Annotated in this window: 16 protein-coding genes; 4 read left to right on the plus strand and 12 right to left on the minus strand. The window is 69.5% G+C overall.

Features of this window, described 5'->3' with window-relative positions; translation table 11 throughout:
• Nucleotides 1–108: 108 nt before the first annotated feature.
• Nucleotides 109–480, plus strand: a complete 372-nt coding sequence (locus AVJ23_RS04685) for a hypothetical protein (protein WP_058861001.1) — start codon at nucleotides 109–111, stop codon at nucleotides 478–480.
• 9 nt (nucleotides 481–489) lie between these two features.
• On the opposite strand, the gene AVJ23_RS04690 is transcribed toward AVJ23_RS04685, so the two are convergent.
• Entirely contained in the window at nucleotides 490–1,644 is a 1,155-nt protein-coding gene (locus tag AVJ23_RS04690; RefSeq protein ID WP_058861002.1) for a YhaZ family DNA alkylation repair protein, read from the minus strand.
• 92 nt (nucleotides 1,645–1,736) lie between these two features.
• Nucleotides 1,737–2,516, minus strand: a complete 780-nt coding sequence (locus AVJ23_RS04695; RefSeq protein ID WP_058861003.1) for an SDR family oxidoreductase — start codon at nucleotides 2,514–2,516, stop codon at nucleotides 1,737–1,739.
• Between the two features lie 194 nt (nucleotides 2,517–2,710).
• Here AVJ23_RS04695 and AVJ23_RS04700 point away from each other — a divergent pair, with 194 nt between their 5' ends.
• Nucleotides 2,711–3,727, plus strand: a complete 1,017-nt coding sequence (locus AVJ23_RS04700; RefSeq protein ID WP_084794295.1) for a Hint domain-containing protein — start codon at nucleotides 2,711–2,713, stop codon at nucleotides 3,725–3,727.
• Between the two features lie 28 nt (nucleotides 3,728–3,755).
• Here the strand turns inward: AVJ23_RS04700 and AVJ23_RS04705 are convergent, their stop codons facing one another.
• A complete protein-coding gene (locus tag AVJ23_RS04705; RefSeq protein WP_058861004.1) occupies nucleotides 3,756–4,127 on the minus strand; it encodes a nuclear transport factor 2 family protein in 372 nt (123 codons plus the stop codon).
• A gap of 116 nt (nucleotides 4,128–4,243) precedes the next feature.
• On the opposite strand from AVJ23_RS04705, the gene AVJ23_RS04710 reads away from it, so the two are divergent.
• Nucleotides 4,244–5,863: a peptide chain release factor 3 gene (locus AVJ23_RS04710; protein WP_058861005.1), complete on the plus strand. Its 1,620-nt coding sequence runs from the start codon at nucleotides 4,244–4,246 to the stop codon at nucleotides 5,861–5,863.
• Between the two features lie 26 nt (nucleotides 5,864–5,889).
• Nucleotides 5,890–6,984 (plus strand): 2'-deoxycytidine 5'-triphosphate deaminase, encoded by a 1,095-nt coding sequence (locus AVJ23_RS04715; RefSeq protein WP_058861006.1) that lies wholly within the window; start codon nucleotides 5,890–5,892, stop codon nucleotides 6,982–6,984.
• Between the two features lie 4 nt (nucleotides 6,985–6,988).
• Here AVJ23_RS04715 and AVJ23_RS04720 read toward each other — a convergent pair whose 3' ends face one another.
• From AVJ23_RS04720 to AVJ23_RS04760, 9 genes are all read right to left on the minus strand, one after another.
• Nucleotides 6,989–7,177, minus strand: a complete 189-nt coding sequence (locus AVJ23_RS04720) for a hypothetical protein (RefSeq protein WP_058861007.1) — start codon at nucleotides 7,175–7,177, stop codon at nucleotides 6,989–6,991.
• Nucleotides 7,178–7,240: 63 nt separating this feature from the next.
• Nucleotides 7,241–7,852: an SMC-Scp complex subunit ScpB gene (gene scpB, locus AVJ23_RS04725; protein ID WP_058861258.1), complete on the minus strand. Its 612-nt coding sequence runs from the start codon at nucleotides 7,850–7,852 to the stop codon at nucleotides 7,241–7,243.
• Nucleotides 7,853–7,910: 58 nt separating this feature from the next.
• Entirely contained in the window at nucleotides 7,911–8,705 is a 795-nt protein-coding gene (locus tag AVJ23_RS04730) for a segregation and condensation protein A (protein WP_058861008.1), read from the minus strand.
• Nucleotides 8,689–9,702, minus strand: a complete 1,014-nt coding sequence (locus tag AVJ23_RS04735; protein WP_058861009.1) for a glycoside hydrolase family 3 N-terminal domain-containing protein — start codon at nucleotides 9,700–9,702, stop codon at nucleotides 8,689–8,691. The genes AVJ23_RS04730 and AVJ23_RS04735 overlap by 17 nt, the downstream gene beginning before the upstream one ends.
• Entirely contained in the window at nucleotides 9,702–10,682 is a 981-nt protein-coding gene (locus tag AVJ23_RS04740) for an SPOR domain-containing protein (protein WP_058861010.1), read from the minus strand. Before AVJ23_RS04740 ends, AVJ23_RS04735 begins: the two co-directional genes overlap by 1 nt.
• 166 nt (nucleotides 10,683–10,848) lie before the next feature.
• Nucleotides 10,849–12,588: an arginine--tRNA ligase gene (gene argS, locus AVJ23_RS04745; protein ID WP_058861011.1), complete on the minus strand. Its 1,740-nt coding sequence runs from the start codon at nucleotides 12,586–12,588 to the stop codon at nucleotides 10,849–10,851.
• Between the two features lie 165 nt (nucleotides 12,589–12,753).
• Entirely contained in the window at nucleotides 12,754–14,577 is a 1,824-nt protein-coding gene (locus tag AVJ23_RS04750) for a cation:proton antiporter (protein WP_058861012.1), read from the minus strand.
• 55 nt (nucleotides 14,578–14,632) lie between these two features.
• On the minus strand, nucleotides 14,633–15,265 hold the full coding sequence (locus AVJ23_RS22590) for an SDR family oxidoreductase (protein ID WP_157772613.1): 633 nt from the start codon (nucleotides 15,263–15,265) through the stop codon (nucleotides 14,633–14,635).
• A 54-nt stretch (nucleotides 15,266–15,319) separates the two neighbouring features.
• A complete protein-coding gene (locus AVJ23_RS04760) occupies nucleotides 15,320–16,486 on the minus strand; it encodes a deoxyguanosinetriphosphate triphosphohydrolase (protein WP_058861014.1) in 1,167 nt (388 codons plus the stop codon).
• Between the last annotated feature and the right edge of the window lie 62 nt (nucleotides 16,487–16,548).

The following is a 16,548-nucleotide window of genomic DNA, read 5'->3' on the forward strand; positions in this document are numbered from 1 at the left end:
GGCCGTCATTCCGCGACTCGCAGAAATGTGCTAAGATAAGAGGCGTCCTTTCTCTGTGATGCCGTTTTATCAGTCTCTTTTCAGACCGCCTTTCTTCGAGGATCCGACATGCCCGTTTTCCGGACCACCATCGCTTTCGGCCTGTCCGCCGCGCTTGCGCTTGCCCCCTTGCCCGCCGCAGCCACCTCCCTGACCGCCGCGGAATGCGTCCAGGCGCAGGACTCCGCGCTGAATTATTACAAGCAGGCCAAGGCCAACACGAAACTCTTCCCCACCGAGGCCGATGCCAAGCGCGGCGCGCAGACCTATTTCGCGCGCCGGATCATGGCGGAGCTGGGCCAGACCAAGACCGCCACCCATGCCGATTACACCGAGGCGGTGGAGCATTGCCGCCGCAAGACCGCCGGGGACATCTCGAAACTGATCGGGCTGCTGGGCGCGGTCGCGCTCAAGGGTGTGCGCGGCCCCAAGACCAACTGAGCGCCGCGCTCAGCCCTCCGGCGGCGAAACGAGGTCGAACCCAGCCTGCGCGACATCGACCCCGTTGACCTGCACCACCACGCCATGCGGCCCGGGATGCAGGCGGAAGGTCGTGGCATCGCCCTTCATCCGGTGCCGCTTGGTCAGGGTCAGCGGCGCGCCGGGCGACAGCTCGGCCGTCTTCAGCTTGAACACCTTCTCGGCCGGATCCCGCCCGGGACGGTGAAAGCGCAGGCGATAGTCGACCATCACCGGCAGCGCCCGCTCTGCCTCCAGCGTGACGGCAAAGACAAGCGCGTTCCCCACCGGCACGAATGGTGTCTTGATCGTCAGTGCCGCACGCACCCCGCCCGCGCGGTAGCCGAGGAAATCCAGCGCGCCCCGCTCGCCGCGTTTGACCGCGGTGCGCAGGCTGTGCCGGGTGATCCAGGCCAGCTCCTCCGGCGCCTGCCGCCCCTGCGCCTGCCAGTCGGCAAGATGGGCCAGCACCGTGTCGGGCAGGATCTTGGACAGGTCGTTCATGTGATTGGCGACCGAGCGAGTGACATAGCGCGTCGGATCGGCGTGCAACCGGTCGAGAAAGCGCAGCGGCACGCGCGGGTCGAGCGTGATGTCCCGCGCCCAGGGCAGGCGCGGCCGCGTGCCCTCGCTCACCAGCCGGCGAACATGGTAGTTGGGATCGTCGCACCACCTCTCCAGCCGCGCCAGCGTGTCCTCCGGCCAGCGATCGAGGAAGGGCCGGATGTAATATTCCATGGAGAACCGCTGCGTGGCCGCGTGCAGCAGGTCGAGCGCGCGCTCGCGATGCTCCTCCAACCCGTGCCGCACGGCCAGCACGCCCGGCACCGCGTGGATGAACCGACCGAAATCCCCGTCCCGGCGCGCCGGATCCAGCGGCGGCGGCATGGCAGCCTCCAGCGCCTCCGCCATTTCGGAAAAGGCCTGCGGCAGGTAGGGCTCGAGGCAATCCGCAATCCAGTCCAGCCGGGCCAGAAGGGGCCGCCCGGGCAGACCGGCCATCACCGCGCGAAGGAAGGCCTCCGGATCGAAGCCCGGCAGGACAGCGTGTTCGCGCGCCAGGTCCCCGACCGTCTCGGCATTGAACAGCTGGTCGGCCAGCGAGACCCCGGCCCCGCCGCCCGCCCCGTCAGGCCCGCGCGCCATGCGAGGATAGGCTCCGACGATCCCGCCCGCGGAAATTTCTTACAAAGAAATTTGCAAAAATCGTGCACGATTTTTGCCCGGCCCCGACCCGGTCACAGCGTGGCATTCGTCGCGCCACCGTCCAGCAGGATGTTCTGGCCGACGATGAATCCCGCATGTCGGGAACAGAGAAAGGCGCACATCTGGCCGAACTCCTCGCGCGTGCCGTAGCGGCGCGCCGGAATGGTCGCCTCGCGTTTCGCGCGCGCCGCGTCGAGCGAGATTCCCTCCTGCTCGGCCACGCCCGTATCGAGCGACAGCGCCCGGTCCGTGGCATGGATCCCCGGCAGCAGGTTGTTCACGATCACCCCCTGCGGCGCCACCTGCCGCGCGGTGCCGGCGACATAGCCCGTCAGCCCCGTGCGCGCGGTGTTGGACAGGCCCAGCACCGCGATGGGCGCCTTGACCGATTGCGAGGTGATGTTGACCACCCGGCCCCAGCCCTTGTCGATCATCGCCGGCATCAGCGCGGTCATCAGCGCGATCGGCGTCAGCATGTTGGCGTCCAGCGCGGCGAGGAAATCCTCGCGTCCCCAATCCTGCCACAGGCCCGGCGGCGGGCCGCCCGCATTGGTCACCAGGATGTCCACGTCGCCGGCTGCCTCCAGCACCTCGGCGCGGCCCTCTTCCGAGACGATATCGGCCGGCACCGTCTTGACGCTGACCTGGAACCGGCCGCGGATCTCTTCTGCCGTGGCTTCCAGCGCCTCGGCGCCGCGCGCATTCATCACCAGGTCGACCCCGGCCTCGGCCAGCGCCTCGGCGCAGCCCCGGCCCAGCCCCTTGGACGAGGCGCAGACCAGCGCCCGTTTTCCGCGAATCCCCAGATCCATGACGGTCTTCCTTCCTTCCGGCGGCCGCCCCGGGCCGCGCATTGTCCTGTTCTCCGGCCCGGCCGCGGCGCGGCCGGCAAATCGCCGGATCGGCGGCCATTTGATGACACATTCCCTTGCCATACAACCCGCGATACAGTGCCTTGCAGCATCGCGCCCGCCCGCGGCGCGCCCGAAGGACAGGTTTGCCCCTCATGCCCACACCGGATCCGCACCGTTCCGCGCACACCTTCCATGTCTACCGCGCCGAGGGGCTGCGCGTCGTGAACGGCGCCAACCTCGGCGATCCGCTGGGCATTGCCGAGGAGCTGGTGCCCGACGATCTTTACCGCCTCTCGCCGCTGGCCGCACCGGCGCCGCTGCGCGTCGAGACGCGCGCCACGCCGCCCTTCCGCATCGCCGCGGACAGCCCGATGGGGGCGCCGGGCGCGGATCTGCATCTCGATTGCTGCCTGACCTTCATGTCGGGCACCGGTGAGACCACGGAATGCGTCGTGCTGGTCGAGACCGATGTCGCGGGCGATATCCGCGCGGTCTATGCGCTGCCGCTGGCCGCGCTGCATCCCAGCGCCGATTATGCGCTGGTCGGGCTGTCGCGCGACACCGCGCTGCAGCGGGTGGCGCAGATCGCCTGCGTCTCCTTCACCGGGGGCACGCTGATCACCATGGCGGACGGCGCGCAGCGCGCGGTCGAGGATCTGCGCCCCGGCGACCGCGTGCTGACCCGCGATGACGGCGCGCAGCCGATCCGCTGGATCGGGCGGCACACGACGCGGGCCACCGGCGCCTTCGCCCCGATCTGCATCCGGACCGGCGTGCTCAACAACAGCCGCGACCTGCTGGTCAGCCCCGATCACCGGCTGTTCATCTACCAGCGCGAGGACCGTCTGGGCGCCGGCCGGGCCGAGCTGCTGGTCCGTGCGCGCCACCTGGTCGATGGCGACCGGATCCGGACCGTGCCGGGCGGGTTCGTGGACTATTACCAGATGCTCTTCGACGCGCACCAGATCATCTATGCCGAGGGGATCGCCGCGGAATCCCTGCTGATCGATTCGCGCACCCGTGCCGCCCTGCCCGAGGACCTGGACGACCACCTGGCCGCGCTGCTGCCCGATCACCGCAAGAGCGATCACCGCGCGCTGGAGGTGCAGGAAGGGCTGCTGGCCCGGCCGGGTGTGGCCGAGCTGCTGCGCAAATCCTCGGCCGGCTAGAGCCGGACTCGACGCCTACTTGCCGTGCCTACATGCCGTAGAAGAACTCCTCGCGGACGATCTTGCCATCGGCCACGTGGTAGACGGCGACCTCCTTCATCTCGCTGACCTCGCCGGTCTGCGTGTTCTTCGCCTTCATGTCGAAGATCACGGCGAACCGGTCATCGCCATGCGGGAACGGATCGCTGATCATGCCCTCCAGCACCTCGAAATTGGCGTCCCACCAGGCATGTTTGCCCTTGATCCCGTCAAGCCCGTGCGTCTCGCGGCTGCCGCCCTCCTCCATGGCCATCGCCTCGACCGAGACGGCATCCGCGGCATAAAGCTTGTCGAGATTCTCCTTCTCGCGCCCCTCGCGGCAGCCGGCGACCAGCGCATTGGCAAGTGTCATGAAATCCATATCCGTCCTCCCTGAAAATGTTCCATTTATGTTCTCATCATGCCCCGACTTCGTGACAGGGGCAAGACAAAGCTCGGCGCTTGCGCCATTTCCCGGCCCCGCCTATATCCGCGGCCATGCTGGACATTGCCCCCAACCGCCCCGACCTGCCTGCCGAGATCGCCCGGCGCCGCACCTTCGCGATCATCTCGCACCCGGATGCGGGCAAGACGACGCTGACCGAGAAATTCCTGCTCTATGGCGGCGCGATCCAGATGGCCGGCCAGGTCCGCGCCAAGGGCGAGGCGCGGCGCACCCGCTCGGACTTCATGCAGATGGAAAAGGACCGCGGTATCTCGGTCTCGGCCTCGGCCATGTCCTTCGATTTTGCCAGCAAGGACCGCAGCTTCCGCTTCAACCTTGTCGACACGCCGGGCCACAGCGACTTCTCGGAAGACACCTATCGCACGCTGACCGCCGTGGACGCGGCGGTGATGGTGATCGACGGCGCCAAGGGCGTGGAAAGCCAGACCCGCAAGCTGTTCGAGGTCTGCCGCCTGCGCGACCTGCCGATCCTGACCTTCTGCAACAAGATGGACCGCGAGGCGCGCGACACGTTCGAGATCATCGACGAGATCCAGGAGAACCTGGCCATCGACGTGACGCCGGCCAGCTGGCCCATCGGCATGGGGCGCGATTTCCTGGGCTGCTACGACATGCTGAACGACCGGCTGGAGCTGATGGACCGCGCCGACCGCAACGTGGTGGCGGAGTCGATCCGGATCGACGGGCTGGACGACCCCACGCTGGACAAGCACGTCCCCGCCCACCTGCTGGAACAGCTGCGCGAAGAGGTCGAGATGGCGCGCGAGCTGCTGCCCGCGCTCGACCCGCAATCGGTGCTGGAGGGTCACATGACGCCGATCTGGTTCGGCTCGGCGATCAACTCCTTCGGGGTCAAGGAGCTGATGGAGGGCATCGGCATCTACGGGCCGGAACCGCAGCCGCAGCCCGCCTCGCCGCGGCAGGTTTCCCCTGAAGAGTCAAAGGTCTGCGGCTTCGTCTTCAAGGTTCAGGCGAACATGGACCCCAAGCATCGCGACCGCGTGGCCTTTGTCCGGCTGGCCTCGGGGCATTTCAACCGCGGCATGAAGCTGACCCATGTGCGGACGAAAAAGCCCATGACCATCTCGGCCCCGGTGCTGTTTCTCGCCAGCGACCGCGAGCTGGCCGAAGAGGCCTGGGCCGGCGACATCATCGGCATCCCCAACCACGGGCAGCTGCGCATCGGCGACACGCTGACCGAGGGCGAGGCGCTGAAGGCCACCGGCATCCCCTCCTTCGCGCCCGAACTGTTGCAGGGCGTGCGCGCGGGCGACCCGATGAAGGCCAAGCACTTGGAAAAGGCGCTGATGCAATTCGCCGAGGAAGGCGCAGCCAAGGTCTTCAAGCCGATGATCGGCTCGGGCTTCATCGTGGGCGTGGTGGGTGCGCTGCAATTCGAGGTGCTGGGCAGCCGGATCGAGCTGGAATACGGCCTGCCGGTGCGTTTTGACTCCAGCCAGTTCACCTCGGCCCGCTGGGTCGCGGGCGACAAGCAGGCGGTCGAGAAATTCATCAACGCCAACAAGCAGCATATCAGCTATGACCATGATGGCGACGTGGTCTACCTGACGCGGCTGCAATGGGATATCGACCGGGTCGAGCGCGACTACCCCGACGTGACCCTGTCGGCGACCAAGGAAATGATGGTCTGAGCGGCCGCGCCCGCAAGGAGATCCAGATGACGGGCGTGCTTGCCAGCCACCAGATCGAGGCGCTGCTGCAGCGCCGCGCGATCCGCACCGACACCCCACCGGTCGAGGGACAGGTCCAGCCGGCCAGCCTCGATCTGCGGCTGGGCACGGTGGCCTACCGGGTGCGGGCCTCTTTCCTGGCCGGCGTGGGGCGCAGTGTGGCCGACCGCGTGGCCGAGTTCGAGATGCACCGCGTCGACCTGGCTCAAGGCGCGGTGCTGGAAAAGGGCTGCGTCTATGTCGTCCCGCTGATGGAGGCGCTGTCCCTGCCCGCCGACATCCACGCCATCGCCAATGCCAAGAGCTCGACCGGCCGGCTCGACCTCTTGACCCGCGTCATCACCGATGGCGGGACCGAGTTCGACCGCATCGCGCAAGGCTATGACGGCCCGCTTTATGCCGAGATCTGCCCGCGCTCCTTCTCGGTGCTGGTGCGGCCGGGGATGCGGCTGAACCAGATCCGCTTTCGCCGCGGACGCTCGGTGCTGGACGATGCCGAGCTGGCCGCCCTGCATGACGCGCAGACGCTGGTCGCCGGCGGGCCGGCGGTGATCTCCGAGGGGCTGGGCTTTTCGGTCGATCTCAGCCCCGGCCCCGGCGGGCTGGTGGGCTGGCGCGCCAAGCCGCATACCGGGGTGATCGATCTCGACCGGATCGGTGTCTATGATCCGGCCGAGTTCTGGGACCCGCTGCACAGCGACCGCCGGCAACTGGTGCTGGACCCGGGCGCCTTCTACATCCTCGTCAGCCGCGAGGCGGTGCATATCCCGCCCGGATACGCCGCCGAGATGGCGCCCTACCTCGCCATGGTGGGCGAGTTCCGGGTCCATTACGCGGGCTTCTTCGATCCCGGTTTCGGCCACGCCGCCGCCGGCGGTGCGGGGGCGCGTGGCGTGTTGGAGGTGCGCTGCCACGAGGCGCCCTTCGTGCTGGAGCATGGCCAGACCGTGGGTCGGCTGGTCTATGAGCGTATGTCCGAGCTGCCCCGACAGCTTTACGGCGCGGGGATCGCCTCGAACTACCAGGGACAGGGGCTGAAACTGTCCAAGCATTTCCGAAGCGCGGACGCCCCGGACGGGTAAGCGCCTAGAACCGGCCCATGCGCTGCGCCATGCGCGCGGCCTTCTTGGCGTGGCGCGCGGCCTTGGGCCCCTTGCCCTTGCGACCCTTCGCACCGCCGCCCGAGGCGTGCCGGATCCCGGCATCCACCCCCTTGTTGACCAGCTTGCGCATCACCATGCGGGTGATCATGTTGACGATCTGGTTCGCGTTCATCTGCGGCCTCCTTGGGTTTGCCGACAGTATAGCGGGAAATGTGCCGGTTTTCGGGCATCCCGCCTAGTCTTCGAAAAGCTCGCTCTGGTCCGCGCTGCCGGCCTCCTCGGCATCGGGGTCGTCCTCGTCGGAGTGCGACGTGCCCAGCGGCGAGGGGCGGTTGTCCAGCAGCCCCGCGGCGCGCAGCTCGGCCAAGCCCGGCAGGTCGCGCGCGTTCTCCAGCCCGAAATGATCGAGGAACCCCTCGGTGACCACGAAGGTCACCGGCCGGCCCGGCGTCATGCGGCGGCGCCCGAAGCGGATCCACTCCATCTCGATCAGCTGGTCCACCGTGCCGCGCGACACCGACACGCCGCGGATCTCCTCGATCTCGGCGCGGGTGACGGGCTGGTGATAGGCGATGATGGCCAGCGTCTCGATCGCGGCGCGCGACAGCTTGCGCGTCTCCACCGTCTCGCGGCTCATCAGGAAGCCCAGGTCGGGCGCGGTGCGCATCGCCCAGGCATCGCCCACCCGGACAAGATGCACGCCGCGGCCCTCGTAGCGCTTGCGCAGATGGGCCAGCGCCTCGGCCGGGTCGCAGCCATGCGGCATACGCGATTCCAGCTCGCGCACGGTGACCGGTTCGGCCGTGGCAAAGAGGATCGCTTCGACCATGCGCTCCTGCTCGCCCATGGGCGGGGCCTCGAACAGGCTGTCGCGCGGGGGGCGCTGCGGGCTGTCGGCGCTCGGCTCAGTCACGCGGGTGCTCCTTCCGGCGCAGCTCGATCGGGGCGAAGGTCTCGGACTGGCGCAGCTCGGCCCGGCCCTCCTTGACCAGCTCCAGCGAGGCGGCAAAGGTCGCCGCAGTGGCCGAGCGCCAGCGCACCGGGTCCTCGTCCCAGCCCTCGGGCAGGTAGGACTGGATGTCGGTCCATTGCCCGGCAAAGCCGATCATGCCGCGCATCCGGTCCAGCGCCTGTTCCATGGTGAAGACGCTGTCGCGATCCATCACGAAGGGGCGGAAATCGTCCCGCGTGCGGATCCGCGAATAGGCCTGCATCAGGTCCAGCAGCGTGGCGGTGTATTGCACCTTCCGCACCCGCTCCATCCGTTCGGGCAGGCCGCGGGCAAAGAAGTCGCGCCCCAGCCGGTCGCGCGCCATCAGCCGGGCGGCGGCCTCGCGCATGGCCTGCAGCCGCTCCAGCTGAAAGGCCAGGTGCGCGGCCAGGTCCTCGCCCGACGGGCCCTCCTCGGTCGGGTCGGGCGGCAGCAGCAGGCGCGATTTCAAGAAGGCCAGCCAGGCCGCCATCACCAGGTAGTCGGCCGCAAGCTCGATACGCAGCGCCTTGGCCTTCTCGACGAAGGCGAGGTATTGCTGCGCCAGCGCCAGCACCGAGATCTTGCGCAGGTCCACCTTCTGCGTACGCGCCATGTTGAGCAGCAGGTCCAGCGGCCCCTCGAAGCCGTCCACATCCACCACCAGCGCCTCGGCGGCCAGCCGGTCGGTGACAGAGATGGGCTCGGAAGAATTATCGGCGTCGGTCATGGGCAGCGCGGGTCAGAAGCGCTTCAAACTCTGCACTCAGCGACGCGATGTCAACCGGGTCGGGCTGCGGCCGGCGGGCCAGCGCCGCCTCGGCCCGGGCCTGCGCGGCCGGGGTCATCTCGCCCACCCGCGCCATCAGCGCAGTCATCTCGCCGAGATCCCCGTTGCAGTGCAGCACCGCGTCGCAGCCCGCCTGCAGCGCCGCGACCCCGCGCTCGGGCACCGTGCCCGACAGCGCCTGCATCGAGATGTCATCGGTCATCAGCAGGCCCGTAAAGCCGATCCGGTCGCGGATGAGCCCGATCATCACCTCGGACACCGTGGCCGGGCGCGGGTCGATCGCCTCGAAGACGAGATGCGCGGACATGCCCAGCGGCAGGTCGGCCAGCGCGCGGAAGGCGGCGAAATCCGTCTCTTCCAGCGCCTCGCGCGGGGCCGTGACGCGCGGCAGGTCGAGATGGCTGTCCAGCGTGCCCAGCCCGTGGCCCGGCATGTGTTTCATCACCGGCAGCACGCCTCCCAGCGCCGTGCCCTCGACCACCGCGCGGCCCAGCGTCACCACCTGCGACAGGCTCTCGCCCAGGCAGCGGTTGCGCAGCACGGGATGGGTGTCGGGGCGCGCGATGTCCAGCGTGGGCACGCAGTTCGTGTCGATGCCGAGCGCGCGCAGCTCCTGCGCGATGATCCGGTAGCGCAGCCGCATCGCCTCGGGCGCGGTCTCCCCGAACCGCGCGGCCTCGTCCAGCGGTGGCTGCCAGGTCCGCGCCAGCGGCGGGCGCAGGCGCTGCACGCGCCCGCCCTCCTGGTCGATCAGGATCGGCGCCTCGCGGCCCACGCTGTCGCGCAGCGCGTCGCAGAGCGCGCGGATCTGCTCGGGCGCCTCGAGGTTGCGGTCGAACAGGATGAAACCGAAAGGCTGCGTCTCGGCAAAGAGCGCCGCCTCCTCCGGGGTCAGGCGCGGCCCCGCGACACCGAGGATCGCCGCGCCGAACCGCATCAGCGGGTCACCACCGGGATGCAATCGACATTCTGCGCCACGAAGGCCGCACAGAAACGCCGTGCATCGGAGAGATCGGCAAAGCCATGCGCGCGCAGCCGGTAGAACACCCGGCCGCCGGAATTGGCCCGCTGGATCACCCGGTCCTTGCCTTCGAGATATTCGCCGAAGCGCCCCTCCAGCCGGTCCCATTCCGAGCGCGCGGTCTCGGGGCTGTCAAAGGCGCCGATCTGCACCAGCCGCGTGCCGGGATCGAGCGTGTCCGCGTCGATCTCGCGCGCGCCGACACTGACCGTCGAGGGCAGCGGCAGCTCGCCCGCGGCGGCCACCTGCGTGCCCAGCCCCGCGGGGCGCGGACGTGGCCGCAGCGATCGGTTGAGCGCGCCATTGGCATCGACCAGCGGCCGCGGCGCCGCCTCGGGCTCTGCCTCCACCGGTTCGGCCAGCTCGGTGACCACGGGCTTGTCCTCGCCCGGGGCCAGCTCGGACAGTGGCGCCGCACCGGCGGCCAGCTGGTTGGCCAGCGCCTGGATCGGATCCTCGTCCTCGGCCAGCTCGAAGGGCGGGTCGACCTCCATGATCTCGGCCTGCTCGGCCAGCGAGGTCTGCATTGGCGGGTCTTCGCGCGGGCTCAGCGTGCCCGCGGCCACGTCCTCCTCGGCCAGGCCCGAGGGCTGCGGCGCCAGAACCAGACGGTCGGGCGGCGGCGCGGTCGCGCCGCTGCCGGCCACGGTATTGACCGCCAGCCCGGTATTCTCGGCCAGCTGGCCGCCGGGATCCTCGGGGGCGACGCGCATCGGCCCGCCCATGGCCTGCACCACCGGCACGCCGCTGACATCGCGCGATACCACGCCGTAGCCCCAGACCCCCACGCCCGCGACCAGCGCCAGCGAAGCCGCCGCGCCGATCCAGTTGGTCAGGGACGCAACCTTTCCCGGAGCAGGGGGCATGTCGCCCCCCTCATAGGTGAAATCCGCCATCTCTGCCTCTCTCGTCCGGACGGCACGGGGCCGACCGGAAAACCGCTCGTCTGTCACCGCGCGCGAGAAAGTTGGATGGGATGGGACCGGGCGCGCCGCGCCCGTTCATGTTCCGCCCGATATTCCGCCTGCGCGCCTGCCTGTGCCCGCCGGCGGAACAGCGTCTTCAGCGCATTTCTTCCACCGGGGTCACGCCCAAGATACCAAGACCGGCGGAAATGACAATGGAAACGGCCCGGGCCAGCACGATTTTCCGCTGCGAGGCTTCCGCATCCTCCTGCAAGAAGCGCAGCTCGGGCGCGTCATTGCCGCGGTTCCACAGCCCGTGCAGTTCCGCCGCCAGCTCCGACAGGTAGGTGGCGATGCGGTGCGGCTCATGCGTGCGTGCGGCGATCTCGACCTGACGCGGCCAGTCGGCCAGCTTGGCGGCCAGCGCGCGCTCGGCCTCGTGGCCCATGTCGGGCGTCACCCCGGCCAGGGCCGCATCGCTCACGTCGACCCCGTCGGCACCCGCCTTGCGCAGCACCGAGCAGATCCGGGCGTGGGCATATTGCACGTAGAAGACCGGGTTCTCCTTGGACTGCTCGACCACCTTGTCGAAGTCGAAATCCAGCGCCGCGTCGGGCTTGCGCGTCAGCATGTGGAACCGCGCCACGTCGGCGCCGACCATGTCGACCACGTCGCGCAGCGTCACGAAAGTGCCGGCGCGCTTGGACATCTTGAAGGGCTCGCCGTTCTTGTAGAGCTTGACCAGCTGGATCAGCTTGATGTCCAGCGGCACCGCCCCGTCCGACAGCGCGCTGACCGCGGCCTTCATGCGCTTGACATAGCCGCCGTGATCGGCACCGAAGATGTCGATCAGCATGTCGAAACCGCGGCTGACCTTGTCGTAGTGATAGGCGATGTCAGGCGCGAAATAGGTCCAGCTGCCATCCGATTTCATGATCGGCCGATCCACGTCGTCGCCATGCGCGGTCGAGCGGAACAGCGTCTGCTCGCGCGGCTCCCAGTCCTCGGGCGTCTTGCCCTTGGGCGGCTCCAGCGTGCCGCGATAGATCAGCCCCTTGTCGTCCAGATCCTTGATCGCGGATTCGATCCGGCCCGTGCCGTAAAGGCTCTTCTCCGAGAAGAAGTGATCCATGTGCACACCCAGCGCCGCCAGGTCGTCACGGATCAGCGCCATCATCGCCTCGGTGGCAAAGCTGCGCACCTCGGACAGCCAGACCGCCTCGCCCTGGTCCAGGTAGGCGTCGCCCACCTTCTCCTTCAGCGCCTGGCCCACCGGCACGAGGTAGTCGCCCGGATAGGTGCCGTCGGCAAACTCCACCTCGCGGCCATGCGCTTCAAGGTAGCGCAGGTAGACCGAGCGGGCCAGCACGTCGACCTGCGCGCCGCCATCGTTGATGTAGTATTCACGCGTCACGTCATAGCCCGCATAGGCCAGAAGCGAGGCCATGGCATCGCCCACGATGGCGCCGCGCGCATGGCCCACATGCATCGGCCCCGTCGGGTTGGCCGAGACATATTCGACATTGACCCGCGTGCCCTTCCCCATCTCGGAGCGGCCATAGCTGTCGCCCTGCCGCAGGATCGCCGTGGCCAGCGCCTGCCAGACCGCCGGCGCCAGCCGCAGGTTCAGAAAGCCCGGCCCCGCCACCTCGGCCGAGGCGATGCGGTCATCGGCGCGCAGCTTGGCGGCCAGCGCCTCGGCGATGTCGCGCGGCTTGGCGCGGGCGGGCTTGGCCAGCACCATCGCGGCATTGGTGGCCATGTCGCCGTGCGCGGGATCGCGCGGCGGCTCGGTGGTGACCGGGTCGAGGGTCAGCCCCTCGGGCAGCGCGCCCTCGGCCTGCAACGCCTCGATCGAGGCGATGACCAGCGCGCGGATATCGGAGAACAGGTTCATGCGGGATAGCTCCTGAGGATCGGCGCCCCCTCTACCATGCCCTCCGGCAAGGTCAAACCGGGCGCCCCTTTCATCTTTCCGACAAATACTCCCGCCGGAGGCGACACGGCCGGCGCAAGCCGGCCGTCCCCTCCCAAGCAAACCCGGCGGCGCAGCCCCTCCCGCTCAGGCCTGGCCCGCGGCGCGCTCGGGGCGCGCCGGCATCAGCGCCACGACGCGCGTGCCGGCGGTCTCCTTGACCGGCGTCTCGGGGCCCAGCAGGCGCAGCGTCCCGTTCGGGCCGAGATCCGCCACCGGCACCGCTTCGGGATGGGTCTCGCGCCAGCGCTCCAGCGTGAACTCCTCCGACAGCTCGGTCACCCGGAACTCCCAGCCCTCGGCGAGCCGCGCATTGGCCTCGAAGAAGGTCTCGCCCGCCCCGATCGGCTGGCCGCCCAGCGTGGGCGGCAGCGCGTGGCGCGTGCTCGACTGCTGCACGCGCTTGACCTGGAAGACGTTCTCGCGGCCGAACTCGGGCGCCATGTCGGTGGCCACCAGCGTGTTGTAGGCATCATTGTCGGTGGCGCAGATCAGCTTTTCATAGGCCACGTGGTTCAGCCGGTGCTCGGCGCTCTCGGACAGGATGTCACCGAAGAACGTGTCCAGCCCCGCCGCCCGCGCGGCGCGCAGATGCGCGTGGTTGGGATCGGCGATCAGCACCGGCAGGTCGAGCGTGCTCAGCGTCTCGCCCAGCGCCACCGCCCAGCGCGACCCGCCCAGGATCAGCACCCCCGGCTTGCGCGAGGCCACCAGCCCCAGCCAGCGCGCCATGGGCGTCAGGGTGAAGCCGTGCAGCACCACGGTCGCGGCCACCAGCGCGAAGGCCAGCGGCGCCACGCGGTCAGCATCCTCGATGCCGATCTGCACCAGCCGCTCGCCGAAGAGCCCCGCCACCGCGACCAGCACCACGCCGCGCGGCCCGGTAAAGGCGACCAGCAGCCGCTCGCGCCAGGCGACATTGGTCACCGCCAGCGCGATCAGCACCGGCAGCGGCCGCGCCACGAGGATCACCACCGCCACGAAGACCGCCGCGCGCCAGTCCAGCGTGCGCAGCACGTCGAGGCTCATCCCCGCGGCCAGCAGGATGAACACGCCCGAGACCAGCAGGATCGTGGCATGTTCCTTGAAACGGCGCAGCTCGACAAAGCTGGGCAGGCTGGAATTGGCGATCCACAGCCCCATGATCGTGACTGCCAGCAGCCCGCTTTCATGCAGCACCGAATCGGCCAGCGCGAAGACCGACAGGACCAGCACGAACAGCACCGGCACCTTCATGAACTCGGGCACATGCGCCTGCCGGAAGGCCCGCACCAGCCCCCAGCCCGCGGCCAGCCCCAGCACCGTGGCCACGGTGATGCCCAGCGCCAGCTGCTGGATGGCATGTGCCGCGCTCGTGGCGGTCTGAAGCACGATCACCACCTCGAAGGCCAGCACCGCGGCCAGCGCGCCGACGGGATCGTTGACGATCGCCTCCCATTGCAGCAGCTGGGCGGGACGCCGCGCCAGCCTTGCCTGCCGCAGCAGCGGCGCGATCACCGTGGGACCGGTGACGATCATGATGCCGCCGAACACGGCCGAGGCCTCGAGGCTGAGCCCGGCCACGAAATGCAGCGCGCCGGTCGAGGCCAGCCAGCCAAGCGGCGCACCGATCAGCACCAGCCGGCGCACCCCCGTGGCGGCGTCCGACAGCGAGCGCAGGTGCAGCGTCAGCCCGCCCTCGAAGAGGATGATGGCCACGGCCACGGCGATCATCGGCTCCAGCATGCCCCCGAACTGGGTGCGCGGGTCGAGGATGCCGGTCAGCGGGCCGATGATCAGCCCGGCCGCCAGCATCAGCACGATGGCCGGCAGGCGCAGCCGCCAGGCCAGCCACTGGCTGCCCACGCCCAGCGCGCCCACCAGCGAAAAGGCCAGCACGGGGTCCAGCCCCGCGGTCTCTGCTGTCGCCATGTCCCTGCCTTCCCGTCCGTTTCGCGGCACGCCCGCCGCGCCTGTCGCGCGATACCTAGCGCGACGGCTGCGCCCAGTCGACCACGCTGCCGCCCTGCAGCCCGCGCGAGACCGGGTGGCAGAGCATCAGGGCCAGATCGCCGGCCGAGAGAAGCGCCTGTTGCGACCAGTCGGTGCGCAGCGGCAGGCCCAGCCCCGCAACGCGGCCCGGCCGGCAGGCCGGCGCGCAACGCTGCACCAGGGTGACATGCGCCGCAGCCCGGGCCTGCGTGTCGGCATCACCCGGCCGCTCGGGGCGCGGCACCGCCATCACCACCTGCGCGCTGCCCTGCCGGATGCCGTGCAGAAGCGCCCGGACCAGGCCTGCGCTGCGCGCCAAGGCCGCGCCGGGCCGCTCCCCGGCGGTCAGGGAGGTCATGGGCAGAAGGTCGATCAGCAGATCGAGCGGTGTCGCGCCCCAGGCCTCGCCCAGCAGCGTCAGCACGTCGCGCCGCCCGGGGCGCAAGGCCAGCGGCTCGATCCGGTCGGGGGCTTGTCGCGCCAGCGCGATCAGCGCCTCCTCGTCCCGGTCCAGCGCCACCACCGTGGCGCCGAACCCCGCCAGCCGCAGGCAGAGCGACGCGCCCAGCGGATGGCCGGCCCCGGCGATCACGGCGGTCCGGTCGCGAAATCTCGAAGCTGCGAACATCCCTGCCCCCCGCTGCACGGGGCAGATATGCCACGGCCGGGCGCGCGGCGGGAGTCAGTTGGCCCCGTGCCCGGCAAGGACCGGCCGCCCGGTCAACGCCGCGTGGCTCTGCAAGGCGAAACGGTCGGTCATGCCGGCGATGTAATCGGCCACCAGGCGCGCCAGCGCCGTCTCGCCCTTGGCCTCGGCCACATCGCCCTGCCAGCGCCGCGGCAGCAGCGTCGGGTCGGCCATGTAGATCGGGAAGAGTTCCTCGACCGCGCGGGTCACCCGCTCGCGCTGCGCCATCACGCTGGGCGCGCGGTACATGTTGGCAAAGAGGAAGCCCCGGATCTCCTGCAACTCGGCGCGCAGCCGGTCCGAGAAGGCGATGACCGGCCGGCCGAGCGCGCGCACCTCCTGCGCCGAGCCCGCACCCGAGCCTTCGAGTGCCTCGCGCGAGGTGGTGATCAGATCGGTGACCATGATGCCGAAGACCCGGCGCAGCGCCTCGTGCCGGCGCCTATAGGGGTCGAGCCCGGGATAGCGGTCATCCACCTCGGCATAGGCCTGGGACACGATGGGCAGCTGCGCGGTCCGCGCCTCGTCGAAGAGCCCCGCGCGCAGCCCGTCATGCAGGTCGTGGTTGTTGTAGGCGATATCGTCGGAGAGTGCGGCGACCTGCGCCTCGGCGCTGGCATGGGTGTGCAGTTCCAGGTCATGGCGCGCGTCATATTCGGCCAGCGCATAGGGGATGGTGCCGGTCACCGGGCCATTGTGCTTGGCGATCCCCTCGAGCGTGTCCCATGTCAGGTTCAGCCCGTCGAACTCGGCATAATGCCGCTCCAGCGAGGTGACGATGCGCAGGGTCTGGGCATTGTGGTCGAACCCGCCATAGGGCTGCATCAGCGCGTCCAGCGCATCCTCGCCGGTATGGCCGAACGGCGTGTGACCCAGGTCATGGGCCAGGGCGACCGCCTCGGTCAGGTCGGTGTTCAACCCGAGCGCATTGGCGATGGTGCGCGCCACCTGCGCCACCTCGATCGAGTGGGTCAGCCGCGTGCGGTAGAAATCACCCTCGTGCTCGACGAAGACCTGCGTCTTGTGCTTGAGCCGCCGGAAGGCGCTGCAATGGATGATCCGGTCGCGATCGCGTTGAAAGCACGACCGGTGCGCGCTTTCCTCTTCCGGGTAGAGCCGCCCCCGAGCGGCCTCCGGCTCACATGCATAGGCGGCCCGCATGGCACCGCTCCTCGTCCTGTCTGTCCCTGTCTGTCCGCACCCTTCCCCAAGGCTGCGGGTCC

Origin of the sequence: Pseudoponticoccus marisrubri (assembly GCF_001482405.1) — a bacterium.
In the GTDB taxonomy this organism is placed as follows: Bacteria; Pseudomonadota; Alphaproteobacteria; order Rhodobacterales; family Rhodobacteraceae; genus Pseudoponticoccus; species Pseudoponticoccus marisrubri.